Origin of the sequence: Variovorax robiniae, from assembly GCF_037889955.1 — a bacterium.
In the GTDB taxonomy this organism is placed as follows: domain Bacteria; phylum Pseudomonadota; class Gammaproteobacteria; order Burkholderiales; family Burkholderiaceae_C; genus Variovorax; species Variovorax robiniae.
Genome location: NZ_JBBKZS010000008.1, coordinates 292,608 through 317,824 on the forward strand (window position 1 = coordinate 292,608; position 25,217 = coordinate 317,824).

At 66.3% G+C, this 25,217-nt stretch carries 21 protein-coding genes; 13 read left to right on the forward strand and 8 right to left on the reverse strand.

Features of this window, described 5'->3' with window-relative positions; all coding sequences use genetic code 11:
* Positions 1 to 21 precede the first annotated feature (21 nt).
* The 5 genes from WKW79_RS20385 to WKW79_RS20405 all read left to right on the forward strand — a co-directional run bounded on the left by WKW79_RS20385 (position 22) and on the right by WKW79_RS20405 (position 4,269).
* A complete protein-coding gene (locus tag WKW79_RS20385) occupies positions 22 to 825 on the forward strand; it encodes an SDR family oxidoreductase (RefSeq protein ID WP_340337015.1) in 804 nt (267 codons plus the stop codon).
* Between the two features lie 79 nt (positions 826 to 904).
* Positions 905 to 1,825 (forward strand): branched-chain amino acid ABC transporter permease, encoded by a 921-nt coding sequence (locus WKW79_RS20390; RefSeq protein ID WP_340337016.1) that lies wholly within the window; start codon positions 905 to 907, stop codon positions 1,823 to 1,825.
* 7 nt (positions 1,826 to 1,832) lie between these two features.
* On the forward strand, positions 1,833 to 2,801 hold the full coding sequence (locus tag WKW79_RS20395) for a branched-chain amino acid ABC transporter permease (RefSeq protein ID WP_340337017.1): 969 nt from the start codon (positions 1,833 to 1,835) through the stop codon (positions 2,799 to 2,801).
* A complete protein-coding gene (locus tag WKW79_RS20400; protein ID WP_340337018.1) occupies positions 2,798 to 3,553 on the forward strand; it encodes an ABC transporter ATP-binding protein in 756 nt (251 codons plus the stop codon). Before WKW79_RS20395 ends, WKW79_RS20400 begins: the two co-directional genes overlap by 4 nt.
* Positions 3,554 to 3,624: 71 nt before the next feature.
* The gene (locus WKW79_RS20405) at positions 3,625 to 4,269 is read left to right on the forward strand and encodes an ABC transporter ATP-binding protein (protein ID WP_340337050.1); all 645 of its coding nucleotides are present in this window, start codon (positions 3,625 to 3,627) and stop codon (positions 4,267 to 4,269) included.
* Here WKW79_RS20405 and WKW79_RS20410 read toward each other — a convergent pair.
* Positions 4,254 to 4,991, reverse strand: coding sequence for a helix-turn-helix domain-containing protein (locus tag WKW79_RS20410; protein ID WP_340337019.1), 738 nt, complete (start codon positions 4,989 to 4,991; stop codon positions 4,254 to 4,256). The two genes, WKW79_RS20405 and WKW79_RS20410, sit on opposite strands and share 16 nt — an antisense overlap.
* Before the next feature lie 105 nt (positions 4,992 to 5,096).
* On the opposite strand from WKW79_RS20410, the gene WKW79_RS20415 reads away from it, so the two are divergent.
* Both WKW79_RS20415 and WKW79_RS20420 read left to right on the forward strand, forming a co-directional pair.
* Positions 5,097 to 6,233 (forward strand): branched-chain amino acid ABC transporter substrate-binding protein, encoded by a 1,137-nt coding sequence (locus WKW79_RS20415; protein ID WP_340337020.1) that lies wholly within the window; start codon positions 5,097 to 5,099, stop codon positions 6,231 to 6,233.
* Positions 6,233 to 7,585 (forward strand): aspartate aminotransferase family protein, encoded by a 1,353-nt coding sequence (locus WKW79_RS20420; RefSeq protein WP_340337021.1) that lies wholly within the window; start codon positions 6,233 to 6,235, stop codon positions 7,583 to 7,585. The genes WKW79_RS20415 and WKW79_RS20420 overlap by 1 nt, the downstream gene beginning before the upstream one ends.
* 25 nt (positions 7,586 to 7,610) lie before the next feature.
* On the opposite strand, the gene WKW79_RS20425 is transcribed toward WKW79_RS20420, so the two are convergent.
* The gene (locus WKW79_RS20425) at positions 7,611 to 8,594 is read right to left on the reverse strand and encodes an AraC family transcriptional regulator (RefSeq protein WP_340337022.1); all 984 of its coding nucleotides are present in this window, start codon (positions 8,592 to 8,594) and stop codon (positions 7,611 to 7,613) included.
* 357 nt (positions 8,595 to 8,951) lie between these two features.
* The gene (locus tag WKW79_RS20430) at positions 8,952 to 9,764 is read right to left on the reverse strand and encodes an outer envelope protein (protein WP_340337023.1); all 813 of its coding nucleotides are present in this window, start codon (positions 9,762 to 9,764) and stop codon (positions 8,952 to 8,954) included.
* Positions 9,765 to 9,978: 214 nt separating this feature from the next.
* On the opposite strand from WKW79_RS20430, the gene imuA reads away from it, so the two are divergent.
* The 4 genes from imuA to WKW79_RS20450 are packed head-to-tail and all read left to right on the forward strand — an operon-like array spanning position 9,979 to position 16,347.
* Entirely contained in the window at positions 9,979 to 10,833 is an 855-nt protein-coding gene (imuA, locus tag WKW79_RS20435; RefSeq protein WP_340337024.1) for a translesion DNA synthesis-associated protein ImuA, read from the forward strand.
* Positions 10,802 to 12,106 carry a Y-family DNA polymerase gene (locus WKW79_RS20440; protein ID WP_340337025.1) on the forward strand — a complete coding sequence of 435 codons (1,305 nt, stop codon included), beginning with the start codon at positions 10,802 to 10,804 and terminating at the stop codon, positions 12,104 to 12,106. Before imuA ends, WKW79_RS20440 begins: the two co-directional genes overlap by 32 nt.
* Positions 12,099 to 15,425, forward strand: a complete 3,327-nt coding sequence (locus tag WKW79_RS20445; protein ID WP_340337026.1) for an error-prone DNA polymerase — start codon at positions 12,099 to 12,101, stop codon at positions 15,423 to 15,425. The genes WKW79_RS20440 and WKW79_RS20445 overlap by 8 nt, the downstream gene beginning before the upstream one ends.
* A gap of 16 nt (positions 15,426 to 15,441) precedes the next feature.
* Positions 15,442 to 16,347: a hypothetical protein gene (locus WKW79_RS20450; protein ID WP_340337027.1), complete on the forward strand. Its 906-nt coding sequence runs from the start codon at positions 15,442 to 15,444 to the stop codon at positions 16,345 to 16,347.
* A gap of 42 nt (positions 16,348 to 16,389) precedes the next feature.
* On the opposite strand, the gene WKW79_RS20455 is transcribed toward WKW79_RS20450, so the two are convergent.
* Positions 16,390 to 17,199 carry an esterase/lipase family protein gene (locus tag WKW79_RS20455; RefSeq protein WP_340337028.1) on the reverse strand — a complete coding sequence of 270 codons (810 nt, stop codon included), beginning with the start codon at positions 17,197 to 17,199 and terminating at the stop codon, positions 16,390 to 16,392.
* 102 nt (positions 17,200 to 17,301) lie between these two features.
* Here WKW79_RS20455 and WKW79_RS20460 point away from each other — a divergent pair, with 102 nt between their 5' ends.
* A complete protein-coding gene (locus tag WKW79_RS20460) occupies positions 17,302 to 17,994 on the forward strand; it encodes a Crp/Fnr family transcriptional regulator (protein WP_340337029.1) in 693 nt (230 codons plus the stop codon).
* On the opposite strand, the gene WKW79_RS20465 is transcribed toward WKW79_RS20460, so the two are convergent.
* Together WKW79_RS20465 and WKW79_RS20470 are read right to left on the reverse strand one after the other, a co-directional pair.
* On the reverse strand, positions 17,989 to 19,491 hold the full coding sequence (locus WKW79_RS20465; RefSeq protein ID WP_340337030.1) for a wax ester/triacylglycerol synthase family O-acyltransferase: 1,503 nt from the start codon (positions 19,489 to 19,491) through the stop codon (positions 17,989 to 17,991). The two genes, WKW79_RS20460 and WKW79_RS20465, sit on opposite strands and share 6 nt — an antisense overlap.
* A gap of 16 nt (positions 19,492 to 19,507) precedes the next feature.
* Positions 19,508 to 20,467, reverse strand: a complete 960-nt coding sequence (locus tag WKW79_RS20470; RefSeq protein WP_340337031.1) for an alpha/beta fold hydrolase — start codon at positions 20,465 to 20,467, stop codon at positions 19,508 to 19,510.
* A gap of 334 nt (positions 20,468 to 20,801) precedes the next feature.
* Between WKW79_RS20470 and WKW79_RS20475 the strand changes: the two genes are divergently transcribed.
* A complete protein-coding gene (locus WKW79_RS20475; RefSeq protein WP_340337032.1) occupies positions 20,802 to 23,042 on the forward strand; it encodes an LTA synthase family protein in 2,241 nt (746 codons plus the stop codon).
* A gap of 9 nt (positions 23,043 to 23,051) precedes the next feature.
* On the opposite strand, the gene WKW79_RS20480 is transcribed toward WKW79_RS20475, so the two are convergent.
* On the reverse strand, positions 23,052 to 24,002 hold the full coding sequence (locus WKW79_RS20480) for a cupin-like domain-containing protein (RefSeq protein WP_340337033.1): 951 nt from the start codon (positions 24,000 to 24,002) through the stop codon (positions 23,052 to 23,054).
* A gap of 358 nt (positions 24,003 to 24,360) precedes the next feature.
* Complete coding sequence (locus WKW79_RS20485) at positions 24,361 to 25,116, reverse strand: hypothetical protein (RefSeq protein ID WP_340337034.1); 756 nt, start codon at positions 25,114 to 25,116, stop codon at positions 24,361 to 24,363.
* Positions 25,117 to 25,217 lie beyond the last annotated feature (101 nt).

The following is a 25,217-nucleotide window of genomic DNA, read 5'->3' on the forward strand; positions in this document are numbered from 1 at the left end:
TCGACACAGGGAGGCTTCGCCGTGAGCGCGGACCTGACAGGCAAGGTCGCCATCGTCACCGGCAGCACGCATGGCGTGGGCGCCGACATTGCGCGGGTGCTGTCCGCGTCGGGCGCGCATGTGGTGGTCGTCGGTCGCAGCAAGGATGCGGGCCATGAGCTCGTCTGGGAGCTCACCGAGCGCGACGGTGCGCAGGCCATCTTCTGTGGCATGGACATCGAGCAGGATGCGCACATCGACCAGTGCGTGAAGACCACGCTGGAGCGCTTCGGCCGCATCGACATCCTCGTCAACAATGCCTGCATCTATACGGACGAAGGCATCGCGTCGAGCCGTGCGCAGTGGCACCAGACGCTGGGCGTCAACCTGGTATCGGCAGCGATCTTCTCGCAGAAGGTGCTGCCGCACATGCAGCGCGGCAGTGTGATCGTCAACCTGGGCAGCGTCGGCGGCAAATTCGGCTCGGCGGGGCGCGCGTTGTATCCCGCTTCCAAGGCCGCGATGCTGCAACTGACCAAGAGCATGGCCGTGACAGTTGCGCCGCAAGGCATCCGGGTTGTGGCCGTGTCTCCGGCCTGGACCTGGTCGCCATCGGTCGAGTCGCTGAGCGAAGGTTCGCGCGAGCGTGCCGATGCGGTGGCCGCGCCGTTGCATCCGCTCGGGCGCGTGGGCGATGGCGCCGAGGTGGGCAACGTGGTGGCCTTCGTCTGCTCCGATGCGGCCTCGTGGATCACGGGCGTGGACATACCGGTGGATGGCGGTTATTCCGTGCTGGGCCCGGACCAGGGCCTGGGACCACGCGCCTGGTTCGAGCGCGGAAAATGAGACATGGCCAACCCCCTTTGCATGGGGGCAGCGGACTGGCAAGGCCGTTTTCGCGGTGTTTCTGGAAGGGAGAGGGTTCTTGAATTCGGTTCTGCTCCTGGAGCATGCCCTCAACGGGCTGCAGTTCGGGTTGATGCTGTTCCTGCTCGCGGCGGGCCTGACGCTGATCTTCGGCATCATGGATTTCATCAACCTGGCGCACGGCTCGCTCTACATGGCGGGCGCGTATTTCGCAGCCACCTTCACCGAGATGAGCGGCTCTTTCTGGCTGGGCCTGCTGGGCGCGGTGGTGGCCACGGCCATCGTCGGTGCGGTGCTGGAACTGGTCATCTTTCGGCGGCTCTACAAGCGCGACCACATGTCGCATGTGCTCGCGACCTTCGCGCTGATCCTGATCTTCAACGACGCCGCGCGGATGATCTGGGGGCCGCAGCCCCTGATGCTGAACACGCCGCCCTCGCTGTCGAATCCGGTGGAGTTGCTGCCCGGCTTTTCGTACCCCGCGTTCCGCCTGTTCATCATCGGCGCGGGCCTGGCGGTGGCGGGCTTGCTGTACCTGCTGGTGGTCAAGACCCGGCTCGGCATGCAGGTGCGCGCGGGGGCTTCCAACCGCGACATGGTGCGGGTCATGGGCGTCAACATCCAGCGCATCTTCACGGTGCTGGTGGCGCTGGGCGCGGCGCTGTGCGCGATGGCCGGGGCGCTGCTGGGCTCGGTGTTGTCGGTGCAGGTCGGCATGGGTGAGAGCATCCTGATCCTGGCCTTCGTCGTGATCGTGATCGGCGGGATCGGCTCGGTGCGCGGCGCGCTGTTCGGCGCCATCCTCGTGGGCGTGGTGGACACGCTGAGCCGCAGCCTGCTGCCCGCCGCACTGAAGGCGGTGGCGCCCGCGGACATCGCATCGAACCTGGGGCCGACACTGGCTTCCATCCTCATCTACGTGCTGATGGCGACGGTGCTCTTCTTCAAGCCCGAGGGGCTGTTTCCCGCGCGTGGTTGAAGGCCGTATGAAAAGCACCTTGCACCACGCGGTCTCCGCGCCGCTGGCCCTGGGCTTGCTGGCGCTGCTGGCAGCCGTTCCATTCATCGCGCAGGCCACGGGGCTCGAGTTCTACGTCGGCTTCGCCACGCGGCTGCTGATCTTCTCGCTGGCGGCGACGAGCCTCAACCTCATCCTCGGCTTCGGTGGCATGGTGAGCCTGGGGCATGCGGCCTACTTCGGCTTCGGCGCCTACCTGGTCGGCATCCTCATGCAGCAGGGCGTGGCCTCGGCATGGATCGCATGGCCGCTGGTGATGGTGGCCAGCGGCGTGCTCGCGCTCGTCATCGGCATGGTGTCGCTGCGGACCAAGGGCGTGCACTTCATCATGATCACGCTGGCCTTCGCGCAGATGATGTTCTACGTGATGACCTCGCTGAAGACCTATGGCGGGGACGACGGCATGAGCCTGTCGGGACGCTCGACGCTGGGCGCATCGGCACTTGACCTGGCCTCGGAGCCGGTCTTCTACTGGGTCGTGCTGGCGGTGACGGCCGTTGCGTCGTACCTGCTGTACCGGCTCATCAACTCCCGCTTCGGCCGCGTGATCCAGGCCATCCGCGAGAACGAGGTCCGCATGCAGGCGCTGGGCTATCCGGTGTTCCGCTACAAGCTGGCCTGCCTGGTTATCGCCGGAGCGCTGGCGGGCCTGGCGGGCGCGCTGATCGCCAACCAGAACATGATGGTCACGCCGGCGCTGCTGCATTGGTCGCAGTCGGGCACGCTGATGGTGATGGTCATCCTGGGCGGCATGGGCTACCTGTCCGGCGGCGTGCTGGGCGCGGTCGCGATGCTGGGGCTGGAGGAGATCCTGTCGGCGTATACGACGTACTGGCAATTCGCGCTGGGCATCATCCTGCTGTGCGCGGTGATTGCGTTTCCGAAGGGGTTGGCCGGGATGCTGGAGCGAGTCTTCCCAGGCAAAGGCAAGGCATGACCGAACCCATCCTGCAACTCCATGACCTGGTCAAGCGCTACGGTGGCCTGACGGTGACGGATCGCCTGAACCTCGTCGTCATGCCACGGCAGGTGCACGCCATCATCGGCCCGAACGGCGCGGGCAAGACCACGTTGATCCAGCTCATCGCAGGTGCGTTGAAGCCCAACAGCGGGCGCATCGTCTTCGGTGGCCGCGACGTCACGGCGCTCGCCATGCACGAGCGTGTCGCGCTGGGCCTGGCGCGCTCCTACCAGATCACCAACGTCTTCAAATCCTGCTCGGTGCTCGACAACCTCGCGCTGTCGGTACAGGCCCGCAAGGGTACGAGCATGCGCTTCTGGCGGCGCGCGATCGACGAGACCGCGCTGTTCCGCGAGGCCGCCGAAATCGGCGAGCGCGTGGGCCTGGCCGATCGGTTGCAGGTCATTGCCGCCAGCCTGTCACACGGCGAGCAGCGCCAGCTTGAACTGGGCCTGGCCTTGGCCAGCGCGCCGCAACTCTTGCTGCTGGACGAGCCCATGGCCGGCATGGGCCCCGAGGAATCGGCGCGCCTGATTCCCCTGATCAAGGAGCTTGGCCGGCAACACACCGTGGTGCTGATCGAGCATGACATGGACGCGGTGTTCCAGTTGGCCGACTGCATCTCGGTGCTCGTCGCGGGGCAGGTGATGTCGACCGGCACGCCGGATCAGATCCGTGTCGATGCCGCGGTGAAGAAGGCCTACCTGGGCGACGAGGTGGTCGCGTGACCGACGCCCGCGAAGTCCTGCGCGTCGATGCGATCGACGCCGGCTACGGGCAGAGCCAGGTGCTGTTCGGCATGCACCTGTCCATTCGCGAGGGCGAGACGGCGACGCTGCTGGGGCGCAATGGGGCAGGGAAGACCACGACGGTGCGCGCGATCCTCGGACTGACACCGCTGGCCAAGGGCAGCATCCACTTCAACGGCCGGCGCGTCGATACGTGGGCCACCGACCGTATCGCCCGACTCGGCGTCGCGCTGGTGCCGGAAGGGCGGCAGATCTTTCCGAACCTCTCGGTCACGGAGAACCTCATCGCCTTCGCCGCGAACCGCAGCGGCGCCAAGGGTCCGTGGACCCTTGAGCGCGTGCATGCGTTGTTCCCGCGCCTGAAGGAGCGTGCCCGCAACATGGGCAACCAACTCTCGGGAGGCGAGCAGCAGATGCTCGCGATCGGCCGGGCGCTCATGACCAATCCGGCGCTGTTGATTCTGGACGAAGTGACCGAGGGCTTGTCGCCGCTCATCCGCGAGGAGATCTGGACCTGCCTGCGCCAGCTCCGTGCCGAAGGCCAGACCGCCCTGGTCATCGACAAGTACGTGGAGCGCCTGCTGTCGCTGGCCGACCATCACACGGTGGTGGAGAAGGGCCGTGTCGTGTGGACCGGCAGCAGCGCGCACCTGCGCGAAGCGCCGGACATCTGGCACCGCTACGTGGGTGTCTGAAGCCGCGTCATGACCAGCAGGATCTGTGCGTCCTTCCTGCTCGTGGACAGGTAGGCATGGCCGATGCCGCTGTCGAAATAGATCCACTCCGATTTCTTCAGCGCCACCGTCTCGCCGCTCTCGAAGCACAGTTCGATCGCGCCCGACAGCACCAGCAGGAACTCCTGCCCCGGATGCGAGCCATAGCCTTCGAACTCGTCCATGCTGCGTGCCCGGATCCGGCTGTACGCCGGCGTCATGCGCTTGTCCGCAAAGTCGTTGGCCAGCAGGTGATGGTCGTAGTGGTCGCTGATGTAGTTGGGCGTGGACTCCAGCGACGAGCGGCTGTAGATCGTCGGCTTGACCTTGCGCGCCGACCTGGCCTTGGGCTCCGGCTGGAACAACTGGGCGATGTCGATGCCCAGCGAGAGCGCGACTGCGGCGAACTTCTCGTAGCTGATGGACACCTGGCCGAGTTCCATCTTCGACAGCGTCGGCAGCGACACGCCCGACTTCTCGGACAACTGCTTGAGCGTGAGGCCGCTGCTCTTGCGGACTTCGCGGATGCGATGGCCCATGGCCTGGCGGTCGATCTGCGTGGCCTGCGATGGGGCGGTGGTCGCCGCTTTCGCCACGGGCTTGGCCGCTGGTGGCCGGACCTTTCGGGGAGGGGCCTTCGCGAGAGGAGGTGTCTTGGGCACGATGGCGGCAGTATGCCTTGGCGAGGCATTGGTGGAAACCATGTTCTCCCTTGTGAGAATTCTCATTTACGATAATTGCCGCGAGTCAACCGACGGGGAGGAAGTGCTCTACGGGGCTCGTATCGAACAATATCTGGAGCCAATCAAATGAAGCCTTTCCGATTCATTCTCGTTGCCGGTCTCGCCACGACTTGCGTGGCCGTCTGGGCGCAACAGCCCACCCAAACTGTCACCATCGGCTACGTCGGGCCCACTTCCGGCTCCATGGCCCACTACGGTGTGGATGCCCGCAATGCCGTGACGCTCGCCATCGACGACCTGAACCAGCAGGGCATGGTGATCGACGGCAAGCGCATCGAATTCAAGCTCGCAGCCGAGGATGATGCGGGAGACCCCAAGCAAGGCACCCTCGCCGCGCAAAAGCTCTGCGATGCCAAGGTCGCGGGCGTGGTGGGCCATATCAACTCCGGCAGCGCGATCCCGGCCGGGCGCATCTACAGCGAATGCGGCATTCCGCTGATCTCTCCGGGCGCCACGAATCCCCAGTTCACCAAGCAAGGCTACAAGAACGTGTACCGCCTGGTGGCCAACGACAACGCGCTCGCCACCGGCCTGGCACGTTATGCGGCCGAGCAGTTGAAGGTCAAGCGCGTGGTGGTCATCGACGACCGCTCCGCCTACGGCCAGGGCGTGGCCGAGGTGTTCGAGCGCGAGGCGCGTGCCGCGCACATCCAGGTCATCTCGCATGAGTTCACCACCGACAAGGCCACGGACTTCCAGTCGATCCTGACCGCCATCAAGGCCAAGAACGCGCCCGCCATCTTCTTTGGCGGCAACGATGCGCAGGCCGGTCCGATGCTGCGCCAGATGGAGCAACTGGGCATGGGCGACGTGCGCCTCATGGGCGGTGACGGCATCTGCACCACGCAACTCGGCAAGCTGGCCCAGAACGCCAAGCCGCTGGCCAATGTCGTGTGCGCCGAAGGCGGGCTTTCCGTCGAGAAGATGAACAACGGCAAGGCCTGGAAGGCGAAGTACGACCAGCGCTTTCCCAAGGAGTACGTGCTGTTCGCGCCCTATGCCTACGACGGCGTGATGGTGATGGCCGACGCGATGAAGCGGGCCGGCTCGACGGACCCCGCCAAGTACATGGCGGAACTCCCCAAGACCAACTACCGCGGCTTGTCGACACGCGTGCAGTTCGACAGCAAGGGCGACCTGAAGAACCCGCAGTTCACGCTGTACACGTACCAGGACGGTGTCAAGACGCCGCTGTACGACTGATGATCATTGACGACTACCTTCGCAAGACGCCGACTTCGGCGCAGTGGTCGCAACGTGCTCGCAAGAGCATGCCCGACGGCGTCACGGTCGATACGCGCGTGTTCAATCCGTACAGCCTGTACGTGGCCCGCGCGTCCGGCGTGCACAAGACCGACGTGGACGGCAATGTACTGCTGGACTTCTTCGGCGGCCATGGCGCCATGGTGCTGGGGCACTGTCATCCGCGTGTCACGGCGGCGGTCACCGAGGCGATGGGCCGCGGCGTCCAGTACGCCGCCTGCCATCCGCTGGAAGTGGGTTGGGCCGAGCGCATCGTCCGGCACATTCCCGGCGCCGCGAAGGTGCGATTCACCGGCAGCGGCACGGAGTCCACGATGCTGGCCTTGCGCCTGGCGAGGACACGCACCGGCCGCGAATGCATCGTTCGCGTGGCCACGCACTACCACGGCTGGCATGACTTCGCCACCTCGGGCTACAACGCGCAATTCGACGGTTCGCCTGCGCCCGGCGTGCTGGGCGAGGTGGCGGCGAAGACCTTGCTCGTGCCGCCCAACGACATCGCGGCGCTCGAGCAGGTGTTCGCGCAGCACGGTGCGTCCATCGCGGGTGTCATCGTCGAGCCGCTGGGCTCGCACTTCGGACTGGTGCCCGTGGCCGACGCGTACTTGCAGCGATGCGCCGATCTGGCGCGCTCGCATGGGGCGCTGTTCATCCTCGACGAGGTGGTGTCGGGCTTCCGCATCGCACCGGGCGGTATCCAGAGCCTGCTGGGCCTGCGGCCCGACCTGACCTGCCTGGGCAAGGCGGCCACGGGCGGCATGCCGGGCGGCGCGGTCGCGGGCAGCGAGGACGTGATGGGCATGCTGCAGTCGTCGTCGCCGCGCAAGGTCTTGCACCAGGGCACCTTCACCGGCAATCCGGTCACGGCGGCAGCGGCGATCGCGGCCATCGACGAGATCGTCGAGAAGGATGTCTGCACGCACATCAACGCACTGGGCGACTACGCACGCGCGAGCCTCAACGACATGTTCGACCGCAAGGGCGTGCGCTGGCTCGCTTATGGACGCTATTCGGGCCTGCACCTGATGCCGGGCTTGTCGCCACGAGGTTCCGATCCGTTCGCGATCACGCGCGGGGAGGTCGCCAAGCCTTCCGCGGAACTGGCGGCCGCGTTGCGCATGGGCCTGATCCTGGAAGGCGTGGACATCGGTGGGCGCGGGACGGTGTTCCTCGCCTGGCCGCATCAACGCGAGCACGTGGACCAACTTGTCACGGCCATGGACCGTGTGTTGGAGCGCCTGGGCGAGGATGGGTTGCTGGACGCGTACGAAATGACGCAGGCGACCGCCTGAACCTCGCGTCTCGCGGGCTCGGCAGCTACGCCGCCCTCAGCGTCTGCAAGGGCGATTCACCATAGCGCTTGCGATAGGCCGTGCTGAATCGCCCCACATGGTTGAAGCCCCAACGCAGTGCGATGTCCGTGACCTGCGCCCCGGGTGGCGCACTGAGCAGGTCCTGCCGCGCCCGCTCCAGCCGGGCGGTGCGCACATAGGCCATCGGCGACTGTTGCAGGTGCTTCTGGAAGGCCAGGCACAGGCCGCGGACACTGGCACCGCTGGCCTTGGCGACCGTCTCCAGCGTCAGCGTTTCATACAGGTGCGCATGGATGAAATGCTGTGCCGCGCGCACCTGGCGCGGCGCCGCGGCGCGTTGCGACTGCGACAGGCGCACTGAATAGTTGCTGCCCTGGCGCAGCAGCAGATGATGGATGAGCGCTTCTTCCTGCACCGGCAGCAGTTGCGGCGCCAGCGCCTGCGAAGGCATGTGCAGGCTGCAGAAATGACTGGCGAGCTGGTGCTGCCAGCTGCGGCCCGTGTCGTTGTCGAGATGCAGTTCAGGGTCGAACTCGATCGGCCGGCGCAACTCGTCGTCGAGGAGGTTGCGACACGTGTTCTCCACCCGTTCGCGCGGGATCTTCACCAGCAATTGGCGGCAGCCCTCGTGCCAGTCGAGTTCCAGGCCGAGGCTGGGCGAGATCACCGCGCCGGTGCTGGGTGAAGCCGCCACGGGCCGGCCGTCCACGCGGATCGCGGCGGAGCCCGCCAGCGGCACCTGGAACAGCACGAAGCCGTCGAGTTGCCCCGGTTCGATATGCACGGCCGCGCCGTACTGGAGAACGAAGAAGGAGAGCGAGCCCACATGCGCACCGAACAGTGCCGCATCGACCTTGCCCTTGCCCCAGGACAGGTCGTGTTCCTTGAATGCGAGGGCGGTCTGGTGCTTGACCACGTCGGGGTCGTCGGAGACGAACACAGGCGACTGGCAAATCGGCTGCATTTCCGAACTGAACCACGCTTCCATGAAGTGCCCTTTGCACTGTGTGCCGCCGCAGCGGAATTGAACCTGGAAAAACTGATACCGATCACGGTGTACTCAGGCGCATCCAACTGCTTGTTCCAGGTTCAACCGATTTCGCGTCGAATTATAGGAATCGGGTCGCACCGCTCTCATAGGGTCTGTATTGACCCACCCCCGAAGCGCCTGCGGCGCCCGGGCGGCCGCCATAGGCGGCTGCTCTTGCGGGCCGTCCAAGCCTGCGCAGGCAGGCTTGGAGCCGCGGCCCTCAGCCCCTTCGAGGGGGCGCACCCAGTGGCCCGGCAAAGCCGGTTCCACGGGTGCTCCCGAACAGAACGCACGGACGGCATGCGTCGTTGGTGTTTAGAAGTGGTATTCGGCGCGGATCTGCGGCGTCTTGGCGAGCGAGCCCGGGACGCTGCTGGGGTTGCCGAACTTGTTGCGCCAGTACTGGTATTCCAGGCCCACGCGGAACTTGTTCTTGCCCCAGTTGAGCGGCACGCCCGCGTCGTACCAGAGGATGCCGTCGAAGTTGGTTTCGGTCGCCGTGTTGTTGCCGAACTCGTCCTTGCCCTTGGGCGCGATCCAGTTCAGGTAGCCCTCGAAGGACAGGTTGGTGTCACCCAGCGGTATTGCCCAGGTCACGCTGAGCGCGGGGTGCGTCTTGTAGTAGTAGCGGCGGTCGATGCTGTTCGGCTCGTTGCTTTCCCACAGGGCCAGCACGCCGATGTTGAGGAAGCCGGGCACGTCCATCATCACCGTCGGGCCGAGCACGACCATCTGCTTGCGCGAGGCGTAGCCGGGGTCGTTCTTGTGGTTCCAATCGAAGCCGCTGGTGATGCCCAGGCCGCGCACCGGGCCGAAGGCGAAGCTGCTGCCGGTGATCTTGCCGAGGTCCAGCGTGTTGCGGTAGACGATGTAGGTCTCGGTCGCGTCGCTGTCCTTGCTGTCGGACTTCAGCACGTCGATGTTGAGGTAGTTGGTGCCGTACTTGAAGCCGTCGGCATGGGTGAAGTTGACGATGTTCTTGGCGATGTCCTGCCTGTTGTAGGGCTCGCGGAACTGGGTCCCGTAGCGGTAGCCGATGGAGGTGTCGCTCCAGTCGAGGAAGTCGGCATGGGCGAAGGAACTGGCGAAGGCGAGGGCGGCGAGCGCCGAGGCGGCTTTGAATTTCATCGGGGAACTGTTGTTGGGGACATGGAGAAAGCGCCTGGGGGCGCGACACATCTGGTTGCAACATTTGTGCCAAAACTGACCGATGGGTCAGTAGCGATTGTAAGACCTGTAAGGGTATACCCTTGTCTCTCCCTTCCGGACTCGACTGGACTGTCAAAAAGAAAAACCCGGTGGGCTCGAAATACTGTATAAAAATACAGTTATCGATTCCATCATGGGCCTCCTTTCCCTCGACCCTTTCTTGACTTCGGGGCGTCACAACGTCTGGCGCGGCGACGAGCTCGGCGGCGCCGACGCACAGATTGTCGCGACCGGCCATGCGGCGCTGGATGCGCAGTTGCCTGGCGGCGGCTGGCCGGTTGGCGCGATGACGGAGGTGCTCCAGTCCGCGCCCGAGGCGCATGTCTGGCAACTGCTGCTGCCCGCGCTGGCGCAGGCGGTGCAGGCGCGTGGCGGGCCGGTCGTGCTGATCGGTGCGCCGCAGGAGCCCTTCGGGCCGGCGCTTGCGGCGGGGGGCTTGCCGGTGGAGGCCTTGATGTGGATCCGAGGGGAGGCTGCGGGCGCCCGCCTTTGGGCCTGCGAGCAGGCGCTGCGCTGCGCCGACATCGCGGCCGTGCTGGCCTGGCTGCCGCAGGCGCGGGTGGGTGAGTTGCGTCGGCTGCAACTGGCGGCCGCGCAGCATGAAGGGCTGCTGTTCGTGTTCCGGCCGGAATCCGTGGCGCAGAACGCTTCGCCCGCGCGGCTGCGCCTGCAGGTGGTGCCGGAAGCGGAAGGCCGGATGCAGGTCCACCTGCTCAAGCGCCGCGGCCCGCCGCTCGCAGCGCCCCTCACGCTGCCGGCGCGCAACGGGCGCATGACGGCGCTGCTGGCTGCCAGCCAGTTGCGTCGCAAGGCGCGGTTGCAGCAGTTGGGCGGGGTGCCGGTGGAGGCGGGGGCGACGGTGGTGAGCATTCCACTTGGGCGGCAGCGAGGTCTCGAAGTGCCGGGCGTGGGGGCCGAGGTTCGCGCCGGGCCGAGCGCTTGGAAAGGAGCACCCAGTGCACTGGATCGCCCTGCGCTGGTCGCCTGAATCCGGCCTCCCGCGCGATGCGCTCGGCTGGTGGGCGCTGCAGTTCACGCCGCGCGTCACCTGGCTCGACGAAGGCTTGCTGCTCGAAGTCTCCGCCTGCGAACGCCTGTGGGGTGGCCGACTTTCGTTGATGCGCCAGATTTCCGCGTCGAATCCGTCAGAGGCGCCCGTACAGCGGGTCCAGGGCGCCACCAGCCTCGTCGCGCTGGCTCGCCTTCGCATGTTCGCCCGCGGCCAGAAGCCGCCGGCAGATGTGCCGGCCGCCTTGCCGCTCGACACCCTCAGCGCGGCGCAACCGCACCTGGACGTGCTGGCCCGTCTCGGCTGCCAGACCTGGGGCGATGTCGCGGCGCTGCCGCGGGGCGGGCTGGCAAGGCGCTTCGACACGACCCTGAGGACTGCACTCGACATCGCCTGGGGCCTGCGCCCCGACCAGCACACCTGGCTCACGCTGCCCGACGTGTTCGAGCAGAAGCTGGAACTGCCCGCACTCGCCGAAACCGCGCCCGAGCTCATGTGGTCGGCCAACCGCCTGCTGTCCGCCCTGCAGATCTGGCTGCGCGGCCGCCAGCGCGGTGCGGTGGCACTGGAGCTGGAATGGACGCTCGATCTCCGGCGCCTCAACGGCGTCGACCTGCCCCCGCACCAGCACATCACCGTGCGCACGGCCCAGCCCACGCAGGACATGGCGCACCTGCGCCGCCTGATGAGCGAGAAACTGGCGCTCACCCAGCTCGCCGCTCCCGCGAGCTGGCTGCGCCTGCGCACGTTGGAGACCGCGTCCTGGGCCGGCGCCAGCACCAGCTTCCTGCCCGAGGATTCGCGCAAGGGCGACAAGCTGCATGAACTGGTGGAACGCCTCAGCGCGCGGCTCGGCGCGCAGCAGGTGCTCGTGCCGGTGACGCAGGCCGACCATCGGCCCGAAGCCATGCAGGCTTGGCAACCGGCGCTGGGCCGCCCCCGCGCCGCCAAGCCCGCCTTGCAACCCGATGGCTTGTATCCGCCCTGGCTGTTGCGCCAACCCCTGCCGCTGGAAATTCGCGGCGGCCATCCCTATTACCGCGGCAAGCTGCGCCGCCTGAGCGGCCCGCAGCGGCTGGAGGCGGGCTGGTGGGGCGGCAAGGAGGAAGAGGGCGGCCATCCGGCGGTGCGCGACTACTACATCGCCGAAAGCCCCGAGGCAGGGCTCGTGTGGGTGTACCGCGAGCGCCTCTCCGCCCCGCTGGCCCTGGACCAGGCGCCGCGCTGGTACCTGCAAGGCCTCTATGCCTGAACTCAGCGACAAGCAACTGCAGGCGCGCATCCCGCATCCGCTGCGCGTGCCGCCCAAGCCATCGATCGTGCCGGGCCTGCCCGATTACGCCGAGCTGCATGCGCTGAGCAACTTCAGCTTTCAGCGCGGCGCATCGAGCCCGGAGGAACTGGTCGAACGTGCGTATCAACTCGGCTATCGCGCGCTGGCCCTCACCGACGAATGCTCGGTGGCCGGCGTGGTGCGGGCGCATGTCGGCCTGCGCGATCATCTCGAGGCGCTCACCGAGTACGAGCGCACACATCCGGAAGAGCCGAAGCTGCCGCGCAATCCGGGCTTCCGCGTGCTGCTCGGCAGCGAGTTCGACTTCGGCCGCTTCCGGCTCGTGGCGATCGCGCACGATCTCGAAGGCTGGGGCAACCTCTGCGAATTCATCACCGCCGCGCGCAACACCTCGGCGCCCAAGGGCGAATACCGCGTGGACTGGGCCACGAGCGACGTGGCCTCGCTGCAGCGCTGCGAAGTGCTGTTCGTGCCGCGCCGCGTGCCCGGCGAGATGCTGGACCTGGAGGCTGCCGGCGCCGATGTGGCGAGCGCCTTCGCGCTGTTCGGCGCCCATCTGTGGATTGCCGTCGCGCTGCAGAACGAGATCGACGACGACCTCTGGCTCGCCTCGCTGCAGCAACTCGGTGCGCAGGCCGGCGTGCCCCTCGTGGCTACCGGCGACGTGCACATGCACAAGCGTTCCCGCAAGCCCCTGCAGGACGTGGTCACCGCCATCCGCGAAGGCAAGCCAGTGGGCGAATGCGGCTTCGCACTGCAGCCCAATGCCGAGCGCCACCTGCGTTCGCGCATGCGCCTGGCCGACCTCTACCCGCCGGAACTGCTGGCCCACACGCTCGTCGTGATGGAGCGCTGCCGCTTCGATCTTGAACGCATCCGCGATCACTACAAGTACCCGCTCGAACTCGTCGGCGGCGGCGAGACCCCCACGCAGACGCTGGTGCGCAAGACCTGGGAGGGCGCGCGCATCCGCTATCCGAACGGCGTGGAAGACAAGATCCGCCGCCAGATCCAGCGCGAGCTCGACCTCATCATCGAGCTGAAGTACGAGATGTTCTTCCTCACCGTCGAGGACATCGTCCGCTTCGCGCGCGAGCGGCACATCCTCTGCCAGGGCCGCGGGTCGTCTGCCAACTCGGCCGTCTGCTATTGCCTGCAGATCACTGCCATCAACCCCGAGACCGGCAACCTGCTGTTCGAGCGCTTCCTGAGCCGCGAGCGCCGCGAGCCGCCCGACATCGACGTCGACTTCGAGCACCAGCGACGCGAGGAGGTCATCCAGTACATCTACGACAAGTACGGCCGCGACCGCGCCGCCATCGCCGCCGTCGTCATCTGCTGGCGCACCCGCAGCGCCTTGCGCGACGTGGGCAAGGCGTTGGCCATCGACGACCGTCTCATCGAGGCCTTTGCCAAGGACCACCACTGGTTCGACCATGACGTGCAGGACGAGCGCCTCGAGCAGGCGATGGAGGCCGCCGGTGTGCGCGAGAGCACCTTCAAGCTGCGCCAGTGGCTCGAACTCACGCAGCAGCTCAAGGGCTTCCCGCGCCACCTGAGCCAGCACGTCGGCGGTTTCGTGCTCACGCAGAGCAAGCTCACGCGGCTGGTGCCGGTCGAGAAGGCGTCAATGAAGGATCGTTCCGTCATCCAGTGGGAGAAGGACGACCTGGAAGCCATGGGCATGCTCAAGGTCGATGTGCTCGCGCTGGGCATGCTGAGCGCCATCCGCCGCGCGCTCGACTTCGTCAACAAGTGGCGCGGCACCACATTGGAGATGCACCAGATCCCGAACGACGACGAGAAGGTCTACGACATGATCTGCGAGGCCGACACCATCGGCGTGTTCCAGATCGAGAGCCGCGCGCAGATGTCGATGCTGCCGCGACTGAAGCCGCGTTGCTATTACGACCTGGTGATCGAGGTCGCGATCGTGCGGCCCGGGCCGATCCAGGGCGGCATGGTGCATCCGTACCTCAAGCGTCGCCAGGACCCGAGGCTGGTCAACTACCCGCCCGGCCTGCACGAGGCGTTGGGCCGCACGCTCGGCGTGCCGATCTTCCAGGAGCAGGTGATGCAGATCGCGATGATCGCCGCCGAGTTCACGCCCGACGAAGCCGACAAGCTGCGCCGCTCGATGGCCGCCTGGAAGCGCAAGGGGGGCGTCGGTCACTTCTACGACCGGCTGGTCAACGGCATGGTCGAGCGCGGCTACGACCGCGCCTTTGCCGAAGCCATCTTCAAGCAGATCCAGGGCTTCGGCGAATACGGCTTCCCGGAGAGCCATGCCGCGAGCTTCGCGCTGCTGGTGGTGGTGAGCTGCTGGCTCAAGCACTACGAGCCCGCCTGCTTCCTCGCGGCCATGCTCGACTCGCAGCCGATGGGTTTCTATTCGCCCTCGCAATTGGTGCAGGACGCGCGCCGGCACGGTGTCGAAGTACGCCCGGTCGACGTCACCGTCAGCGACAACGACTGCACCCTGGAATCCCCGGTTTTGCTCCCTCTCCCGCCTGCGGGAGAGGGCCGGGGTGAGGGCAAAGCCAACCCCCACCCACCCGCCGTAAGACTCGGCCTGCGCCGCATCGTGGGCTTGAGCGAAGCCGGCGCCGAACGCCTCCTCAGGGCCCGCGAAATCCAACCCTTCATCAGCACCGAAGACCTCGCCCTGCGCGCAGAACTCGACGCCAAGGACATGGCCGCCCTGGCCGGCGCCGACGCCCTCATGGCCTTGTCGGGCCACCGCCGCCAGCAGGTCTGGGACGCCACCGCCCAGCGCCGCTCTCCCGCGTTGCTCAAGGGCGTCCCCATCCACGAGCCCAAGCTGGAACTGCCGGCCGCCCCCGAAGGCGAGGAGATCGTCGGCGACTACGCGTCGCTGCGCCTCACCCTGCGCCGCCACCCGCTGGAACTGCTGCGCCCCCGTCTGGCCCGCATGAAGCTGCTCAGCGCGCAACAGTTGCGCGACCTGCCCAATGGTCGCACCGTGCGCGCCTGCGGCATCGTCATGGGCCGGCAGCGCCCGCAGACCGCCAACGGCACCATCTTCGTCACGCTGGAGGACGAGACCGGCAACGTCAACGTGATCGTCTGGAGTTCCATCGTCGAGGCCTGGCGCGGCCCGCTGCTGCAGTCGCATCTGCTGGCCGTGCAGGGCACCTGGCAGCGCGACGTCGACAGCGGCGGCAAGGTCTGCCACGTGGTCGCCACCGGCTTCCGCGATTTGACCCCGCTGATGGGTCGGCTGGCCGCGAATCACACGAGCCGGGACTTTCATTAGCCATTACCCTGTGCCCATGCCAGTCGCAACCATCGCCCACGAGGTGCCCGTCGACCCGCCACCCACCGGCGTGCCGCCGATGCCCCCGCCCTACATGCCGCCAGGCCCGTCGCCCGAGGGCGATCCGCCGGCCGTCGATCCGCCCATCACCGACCCCGGCACCGCGCCGCCGGTCAAGGATCCGCTGCTCAACACCATCGCGCTCGGCCGCATGCATGCGCGGCGCCTGCGCGAGATCCATCGCTCGGCAGGCTGGCCCTGCTGCGACACGATCGAGATCGAGCTGCTGGCCGCCGGCCTGCTCGAACGCGTGCGCTCGACACATGGCCACGAGACCTTGCGCCTCACCGACAGTGGCATCGCCCACGTCGCGAGTTCCCTGGTCGTCAACCGCTCGGCGATGTCAACCCACGAGGCCCTGGTCGAACAGGTCGCGCGCGAGATGACACGCGCCGGCCGCATTGCCTGGCGCGGCCTGAGCCTGCGCGCGCGGCTGGCGCCATTGGAGGAGGGCGGCAAGCCGCGCTGGTGCATCGCCAAGCCCGATGTCTTCTCGATCCGCAACACCACCGTCGAAGCCTATGCCCATCCCGTCGTGCACGAGGTCAAGGTCAGCCGCGCCGACCTGCTCGGCGACCTGCGCAAGCCCGACAAGCGCGCGGCCTACCTCGACCTGGGCGGTGAATGCTGGTACGTGCTGGGCAACGATGCCAAGGGCCGCTGCATTGCCTCGCCCGATGAAATCCCGGAAGGCTGCGGCGTGCTGGTGTTCGAGGGCGGCCGGCTGTCGGTCGCGCGCTCGGCCCTGCATCGCCCGGTGCAGCGCATTCCGTTCAGCGTCTGGATGGCGCTGGCCAAGGCCCAACCGGTCATCGGTTTCGACGAGGACGCGCAGGACACGCTGGCTGATTGCGTCGACTGAAAACGACTGGGCGGGCGCTGCCGCTGCCCGGACCCGCGAGGCTTAAAACGCTGACAGCGCGCGGTAGGTCGCCCCAGGCATCCCCGCCGGCGCAAAGGGCTTCCAATCGTCCTCCGGCTGCGACAGGCGCTCCGCGATGATCCACAACACCATCGCATTGAAGGCGAGCCCGCAGTGGCTGCCCGGCACCACGATGTTCTCGTGAACGGGTGAGTCATCGGCCACCTGCGCTTCCATCGGCGGCACCACGCCGTCCGTGCGCGACCACAGGCAGCTCATCGGATGCGCGGGCGAATGTGCCAGCGCTTCGCGCACATGGGGCTGCAACATGTGCGCATCCGGTCCGAGGCGGTGCGCCACCGCGCGGTAGAGCGCGATCACGCCGGGTGCGGCGCCATGGCCCGCGGCGCCGGCCGTCACCGGGCTGCCGAGCGTGATCAACTGGCGCACGCACTCGGGCGCACGGTGCGAGGCATAGAGCCCGAACACCCCGCCCAGGCTCCAGCCGACCATGCTGACCTTGCGGCCGTGCTGGTGGCGCATGTATTCCAGCTTGCGCTCCAGCGCGGCGGCATGCTTGGCCTGGAAGCCGACGTTCTGGCCGAAGCCCCAGCTCTCCACCGCGTAGCCGCGATTCGACAGGAAGGCCTTGAGCGGCATCATGGTCGACTCCGGCGCCATGAATCCGGGCACCAGCAGCACCGGATGCCCATCGCCCTTGGGTGCGGTGCGCAGCAGCGGCCAGGACCAGGTCGACACGGTCGCCTCCGTCATGGCGCGGGGCACTTCCAGCATGGTTTGCCAGAAGCGGACCTTGCGGCGGCCGGGTGTGACTTGTGGGGCGTTGTTCATGATGTTCGGGCGCAAGCTGTTGGAGAGTGAGGTCATTGAGCGTAGGGTCGCGGGTTGCGGCCCGAGGTCCTCGGGCGAAAAGAAGATGGGTTGCACATGGTCATGCCTGCATCACTGAACGCCGAATCCAGTCCGCCGTTGTCGATGGTGGCCGACGGCCCCGTGCTGTCGACCTTGCCCGCCGAGGCCGTCGAACTGCTGCTCCAGCGCGGCAAGCGCAAGGAATGGCAGCGCGGCCAGGCCATCGTGACGCACGGGGACACGGTGCGCGCTGTCATCGTCGTGGTCGAAGGGCGCGTGCGCGTTTCGATACTCACTTCCGATGGCGACGAGAACCTGCTGGGCTGGCTCCGCGAGCAGGAGTTGTTCGGCCTGCCCAACGTGCTGGCCGACATGCCCTTCTCCGCCAACGTCGTGGCCGACGGCCCTGTCGCGACCCTGCATGTGGCGCGCGAGGATTTCCTGGAGATCCTGCACAAGGTGCCGGCAACGGCCATCGGCGTGGCCATCGCGCTGAGCCATCGCATGGGCACCCTGTTCGAGATCATCAATGCCAGCGGGTACCGCACGCTGGCGGCGCGGGTGAGGGCACAACTGGACCGGATCGCCACCCAGTTCGGGCAGAAGGACGATGGCGGGCAGGTCGTGCTCGACATCGCGCAGGACGACCTTGCCGCCGCGGTCGGTGCTTCGCGGCAACGCGTGCATATCGAACTGCGCAAGCTGGAAGATGCGGGCGTGCTCAAGCTGGCCTACCGGAAGATCATCCTGCTGGCCCCGTCGTCGCCCTCATGACGCAGCCCTGACCCGACCGGCGCGCTTGACGGCGACCCGGGGCGGGCGCTTCTTCCCGGCCTTCGCGCCCCTGGCCTCGACCAGGGCGGCGTATTCGTCGAAGCTCTCCTGCAGACACTCTGCGAACACCGCCGGATCGGTCAGTTGCTCGCGGCAGGAGGTGACGGAGATGTTCATCCCGCCGTCGTAACTGGTGGCCGCCAGCACCAGGCCCATCCCGTCGCAGATCGGCATCAGGCCAGTGAAGCGGGCGAGGCGCGCGCCGACCAGGTACAGGGGCCTGGAAGGCCCCGGCACATTGATGATCGAGCAGTTGGCCAGTGGCGCCAGCTGGCGCTGGTCCGATTGCGCCATGCTCAGCACCTTGCCCGACAGCGCCAGGGTGGCCGAGGACGAATGCTTGTCGCCGTCGACCAGGTCGGCTGCGCCCACGGCGCGGGCGCGCAAGCCGGCGGTCTGCGTGCTGATGTGGGCCAGCCGCTCGGCCGGGTCGTCGATGCTGGTGCCCAGGTCGACCCGCACGCGGCCGATCTTGTAGCGCCGCGACTGGGCATAGGTCGCGTTCATGTTGAGGTAGGGGACGACCGCCGACATGTCCAGATCGGGCAGTTCGCCATGCCGGTCCAGGTAGCGCCGCAACGCGCCGCCGCAGACCGCGAGCACGCAATCGTTGACGGAAGCATCGCGCGCCAGTCCGCGCATGCCGCGGAAGGTGTCGAGCGCGAACAGCCGGGTCTCGAAGACGCGGCGCGCTGACACGACGGCGTTGAAGCGTGACACGGCCCTGGCGGGCGGCGCTTCGAGCATGCCGTGCGCCAGCGTGCGTGACATCGAGGTCAAGCCCTCGACCGCGCGCATCACCGGCCACGCGAAGGTGGCCGGGTCCTTGAGCGTGCCGAGGCGCGGGCGCAGGTACAACGCTTCGCTGCGCGGCGCCGGCCGGGGAAACCAGGGCACCGGCGGCGTGGCGTCGGCCACCTTGGCCGTGTGGTCGTGGATCAGCGCCGTGATGCCATCGGTGCCGTCCGTGCCGATCAGCGTGTGATGCACCTTGGTCAGTAGCGCGAAGCAGCCGGGCGGCAGGCCGGGCAGCGTGTCCAGCCCTTCGATGACATGGATCTCCCAGGGCGAGCGGTTCATGTCGAGTCCGCGCGCATGGATGCGCGAGGCCATGATGCAGAACTGGCGCCAGTCGCCCGGCTTGGGCAGGGCCGAATGGCTGACGTGCGATTCGATGTCGAAGCGCTCGTCGTCCACCCAGTACGGCCGATCGAGTTCCATCGGCACGTGCAGCAGCTTCTGGCGGAACACCGGTGCGAGGTGCAGGCGGCTCTCGATCTGCGCCAGCACGGCCTTGAAGCGGACCATGCCGCCCGGCGCCGTCGATGGATCGTAGATGTGGACCAGCGTGGCATGGGCGCGCGCATGCGGCGCCTCGGATGCAAGAAGCCGTGCATCCTCGCCGTTGAGTTGCTGGAGCCTGGGTTTTCCGATCATCGAAATCATTGTCTTCTCAGTTCTGGTAGGCCTGTTGATTCGTCGTCGCGTGCACAGTAAGAGTGTTGGCCGGGCCCGCCTGTTCCGCGATCGCGTCGACGATGGCCGGCCACAGTTCGAAGGGCAGGTTGTGTCCCATGCCTTCGAGGATGCGCAGCCGGGCATCGGGGATCGCCTCCGCCGTGTCGATGCCGCAGGCCATGGGCACCAGCCCGTCGTCACTGCCGTGCACGACCAGCGTCGGGATGCGCACGTCGGCGAGCGCGGGCTTGCGGTTGCCCGATGCCAGCACGCCGGCGAGCTGGCGCGCGGTGCCTGCGGGGTGGGGGCCGTGCGCGAAGAGTCGCTGCGCCATGGCGTCGCCGCGCACGGGGTCGTACGGGTACTTGTAGCCGCACAGGACCGACCAGACCTGCCGGTGCCGCGCGAGATAGCCGGGCCAATCGGAGGGCGTGGGCGTCATCAGTGCCGACATCGCCTCCGGCCGGGCGGCGGGCAATCCGGGCCTGCCGGTGGTGGACATGATCGACGTCAGCGACGCGACGCGACGCGGGTGCCGGATGGCCATCTCCTGCGCGATCATTCCGCCCATCGAGACACCCACCACGTGGGCGCTGGCTATCTCCAGGGCATCGAGCAGGCCGACGGCGTCATCGGCCATGTGCGAGAGCAGGTAGGGCGCCTGCACGGGCAAGCCGGCAGCCAATTGGCCGAACATCGCGGCCATGTCGGGAATGCCGCAGGCATCCAGGTGAGTGGAGTGGCCGCAGTCGCGGTTGTCGAAGCGGATCACGCGGAAGCCCCGCTCCGCCAATGCCAGGCAGAACGCATCGTCCCACGCGACCATGGGTCCGCCGAGACCCATGACCAAAAGCAAGGGCACGGCGGAAGAACTGCCGAACTCCTGATAGGCCAACTCGATGCCGTCGGATACATGGGCTCGTGCCTCGGGCGAGGCGGTGTCGATTGAATACATTGGCTTTCCCCCTGTCGGCGTGTCTCGTCGCACGCGTTGACAGCCACTCTATGCAGAGCGCAAGCACTTGAAGTGAACGGCGGCGACACTTAGGTGAAAACGCTGCCTGGTGTGTGGTCAAAATCACGACAAGTGCAGCATCCTGGCGGCGGCGAACCCGCGTGGAAGCACAAGGCAAAGACCTGTGGCCGACACGTGTGCCATTGCGCTATGCCTCCCGATGTAGCCATCTTTTTTATGACTTTCTCATGACATTCGCCGGTAGGATGGCCGGCCCATCTCGCCAGCGCTTCGATCAGCGTCTGCCGCGGTGTCCACTGAGGATCAGACAAGGATGAGCATTTCGCACTCGGGCGCGCACGTTCGCCCGGCATCGGCGGGCGAGGCGCCGTCGATCAGCATGGCGCAACGCATGGGGCCATGGAAACTCGCATGTCTCCTGGTCATTCCGTTGGCTGCATGGTTGGTCGTTGCCAAGACCCTCCTCGTCATGGACGGGTTCAACGGAGTGCCCAAGGGTGACCTCAGCCTGAAGGCCATCGCGGGCTGGCTGGCGTGGTTCCAGCCGCTTCGCTTTCTCGCCGCCTTGTTCGTGGGCTGGTGTGTCCAGCGCTTGTTCTTCAGGCGCCATCGTTGGGTCATCCTGCCTGTTGCCCTTGCCGTGATGCTCGGGCTCGCGTTTGTCTTCACCTTGCGTCAGCCAGGGACGAGCGTGTTGCCTGTGCTCGCCAGGTGGGCCGGCACCGCGGTCGCCAACTGCTGGGCCTTGTTGATCTGTCTCTGGCGCGATGTCTTGTCGATGGCCGCCACGGTGCTGGTGTTCGGAACCGTGATCCGGCTCGCACCGCGCAGCGCGCACGCGGGCACGGTCACCGTGCTGCAGTTCGTGGTCGTCGTGCTGTGCGCGCTGGTGGGGGTCGACCTGGCCTATCAGTTCGCCACGGGCCAGCCGGCCAACACGATGGTGCTGCTGTTCGCGTTGCAGAACGCCCAGGACATGGTGCCGCTGGTCAAGTCCGAGACGACCTTCTTCCGCTTGCTGGGCCTGCTGGGTGGCGTGGTCCTCGCGCTGGCGTGGGCCTGGCGCACGCGCGCGCTCGTGCGCCAGCCGGTGGCCACCGGGCCGCGGGTGTATGCCGGCGGCGCTGTCGCGCTGGCCGGGACGCTGGCTCTCCTGCTTCCGACGCCTTCTCCCGCTCAGATGGAGGTGCATCGCTATGCCGAGAGCTCGCTGATCGTGCTGGCCAAAACGGCCCTGCCGTCGGCCGCGTCGGAGGCCGAGGCCAACGTGGACAAGGAATTCCGGCGCACCGGCAGGCCGCCCTGGTACAGCGCGGGCCTGACCTTCAAGGCCACCGACAAGACGCAACGCAAGAACGTGGTCATCGTGATGATGGAGTCGGTCCGCGCGCAGTCGAGCACCGTGACTGCGCCGAAGCTTCCCACCATGCCGTTCCTGAAGCGGCTGGCCGATGAAGGCCTGATGGTCGAGGACATGAGCGTCGTCTCGCCACGCACCACGATGGCCTGGGTGTCGGTGCTCGACGGGCAGTACCCGCTTGCCAACCAGGGCATGGCGCGATGGGCGGCCGCCAACGAGAAGCAACTGCGCATCCGGTCGCTGCCGTTGGCATTGCGCGACGCGGGATATGCCACGAGCTTCTTCACGCCGACCGACATTCAGTTCCTGAGCGACCCGCAGGTCATCCGGTCCTTTGGCTTCGATCTCGTGCAAGCGGAGCGCGACCTCGCCAAGCCCGGCGATGAATGGCCGACCTATTTCGGGATCGCCGACGAGAAGATCATCGATCCGATCATGGCCTGGACGGCGACGCAGGTACAGGCGAAGCGTCCGTTCATGACCACCATCATGACGAACGTCGGCCACCATGACTTCAGGACGCCGTCGACGTGGAAGAAGATCCAGTTCGAAGGCGTCAGCAACTCCTCGCTGCAGGCCTACTACAACTGCCTGGCCTACATCGACAGCGTGTTGGCGCAATTGATGGACGGCTACAGGAAGCTCGGCGTGCTCGATGACACCATCTTCGTGATCCTGGGGGATCACGGCGTGCTGCTCGACGAGCACGATGCCAAGCAATCGTTCAACATCCTCTATGAAGAAGGCGTGCGCATACCCTTCGTGATCTATGCGCCGGGCCTGCCCGGATTGAAGGGTTCAAGGGTGCAGGGCGCGCGCCAGCAGATCGACATCCTTCCGACGATCGCGGAGCTTCTGGGCTTCCGGGTCGAAGGGGCGAGGCTGCCAGGGCTATCGCTGCTGGCGCCGGTCGATCCGAATCGGGATCTCTACTTCACCAGCAGCATCAGCGGGTCCATGCTGGGCACGCGCCGCGGCATGCGCAAGTACCACTACCCGCTGGATGGCTCGCCGATCCTGACCTTCGATCTCGACAAGGATCCTTTCGAAGCGGCGCCGGTCCAGAACGTTCCGGAGGCCGAACTGGCGCAAGCCCGCACGCGCATGCTCGAATGGCGGGAGCGCGCGACCTTGTCGATGTTCGCGCGGCCCGATCCCTCGGCGGGACCCGACGCCCCCTGGCTCGACAAATAGCGGTCGCGTTCAGGTGGCCATGCGGCGCGCGCGCCAAGCCCTTTGCAGCAGGCTGATCGGCACCTTCGCGGCATTCGAGGCCACCACCTTGATCTCGTCGGCGACGGCGCTGTGCCCCACTTCCTCGGGCAGCCAGCCGCAGCGGCGCAGCAGGTAGTTGAAGGCGTGCGCACTGGTCAGCTTGTCGGATTTCTGGGTGCGGAAGGTGAAGGCCAGCGAGATGGACAACTCCGAGCCCGTGGTCACCCGGTGCGGCGCGATGAAGGGGTGATGCACGCCGATCCCGGGCAGCAGGTCATAGTGCATGGCCTTGGACTCGAAGGAGGGCGAGTAGGTGGCCCTCTGGCTGCCGAACATCGACAGCAGCCGGTCCCTGTCCGCCGGGCTCATGACCTCGTCGTCGGCCGGGTCCCACAGCGCCACGTGCTTGGTGCCGCGCACCTGCAGCAGGAAGTTCATCTCGCGGTCCATGTGATAGGGCGTGACCGAATCCTGCGTCGAGATGAAGATGTAGGTCGAGTACCAGGTGATCACTGGATCGCATTCGTCGATGGCCGCGGCGACCTCGGACAGGATGCTCTCCAGGATGGGCCGATAGGCGGGGTCGCGTTCCGGGTTGTAGATGCAGATGTAGGCCCTGGATTCCTCGAAGCGATCCAGCACGTCGTCGAGCGAGAGGCCTTTGCTGAAGCGCGCGTAGGAGGAGTCGAAATCGGCGGTCGCCGGAATCACGCCGACGCGGTACTTCACCTCGCTGAGGGGCAGGCGCCGACACAGGGAGAAAAGGGTCGGCAGCCGGAAGGCGGGGTGCTGGTCGAGGTGATGGCTGACCAGGAAGGGGTGCCGGTTGTAGGAGGCCCTGACCGTGTCGGGCGAGAAATCGATCAGGTGCTCCGGAAGCGCGCGCCCCCGCGTCGCCAGCTTCGCAGCCATGTCCCTTGGAACGAATTCACCCAGCATGTGTGTCTCCTTCGCCGGGAGCACTGGACACCTTTGCACGCGTCGATCAACAGATTGCACCCGCAAGTCACAATCTGTCACTTCGCGTGTGCGAGGTCAATTGGCCGAATGGCAGAGGTGGGGTTGGGACTGCCTCGCGAATGAGACAGGGAACTGGCCTGGCGGTCAGGCTGGAGCGGGTGAAGGGAATCGAACCCGACTGCTCCACCCCTCTGTCATAGGGAGAACCTGCACTGCGTCAAGTGCGCCGAGCGCTCCGGATTGACACAGTGACCAGAGTGTACTGGACTAACGATACTTCGTCGCCCAGCCTAGAAGAGAGAACGAGGCTCGCGCGTCTGCTTCCTGTTTATGGGCGCTACGCCGAGTGGTCCAGTGGTACTCGCCTGAGGCCGTCTTGGCTAAAAAGAAGAATGAAATTCCGCTGAATGACTGCAACTGTGTCAAAGGCTGTGAAAGCTGCTGCTTCCATGAGTTGACTTTGCGCCAGACGGCCAGCCAGCGGCAGATCAAGGATAGGGACCGGCCAGTTGTCGTAAACGAGTAGCCAGTTTGCGTCGAACTGCTTGTATCTCTTTGCCTTGTGGACCTTGTCCTTTACATACGCAGAGAGTGCCTCTGTCCACTGTTTCTCAACCTCGTCACCAACCCACCCAGGCCCTGGTGGATTGTTCCGAAGATCATTCTCAATTTCTGACCGTTCTTGCAGCGGAGCGCTTGGGAAGGCAGGACGTATGAACGACCAGTCCTGAAGCTTTTCGCCACGCTTCAGCATGTCGGCTCGAATCTGCCGCCGCCATGCTTGCCCTTGAGGAATCAACTCGACATGTTCGATGCCATAGCTAACAGTGCCTGAAAGAACCTCAAAGTCAGGTTCTTCCGAATGAACTATCTTGATGGGAAGCGCTGCTAGTGCTGGAACTTGTCCGACAAGGCGGGAGATGGCATAGACCTCTTTTTCTCGCTTCAGGCGCTCCTTTGGCCGGGGACTCTCGGGTCCCATGACGGCTTCGTCCCAGTCTTCAGGGTAGGTGACCATGCGCTCTCTAAGTTCGCGCACAGCAATCTCGAAGCTGGAAAGGTCCGTTTGCTCAAGCAAGATTTTGGGGGTCATCTGTACATGCTAAGCCTCGAGTGGTGACGGCCAGCATTGGTCGGGAAATCCATAAAAAAACAGTACAGGGGTCGGCAAGTGCGCGTGCATTGAGCGAACCT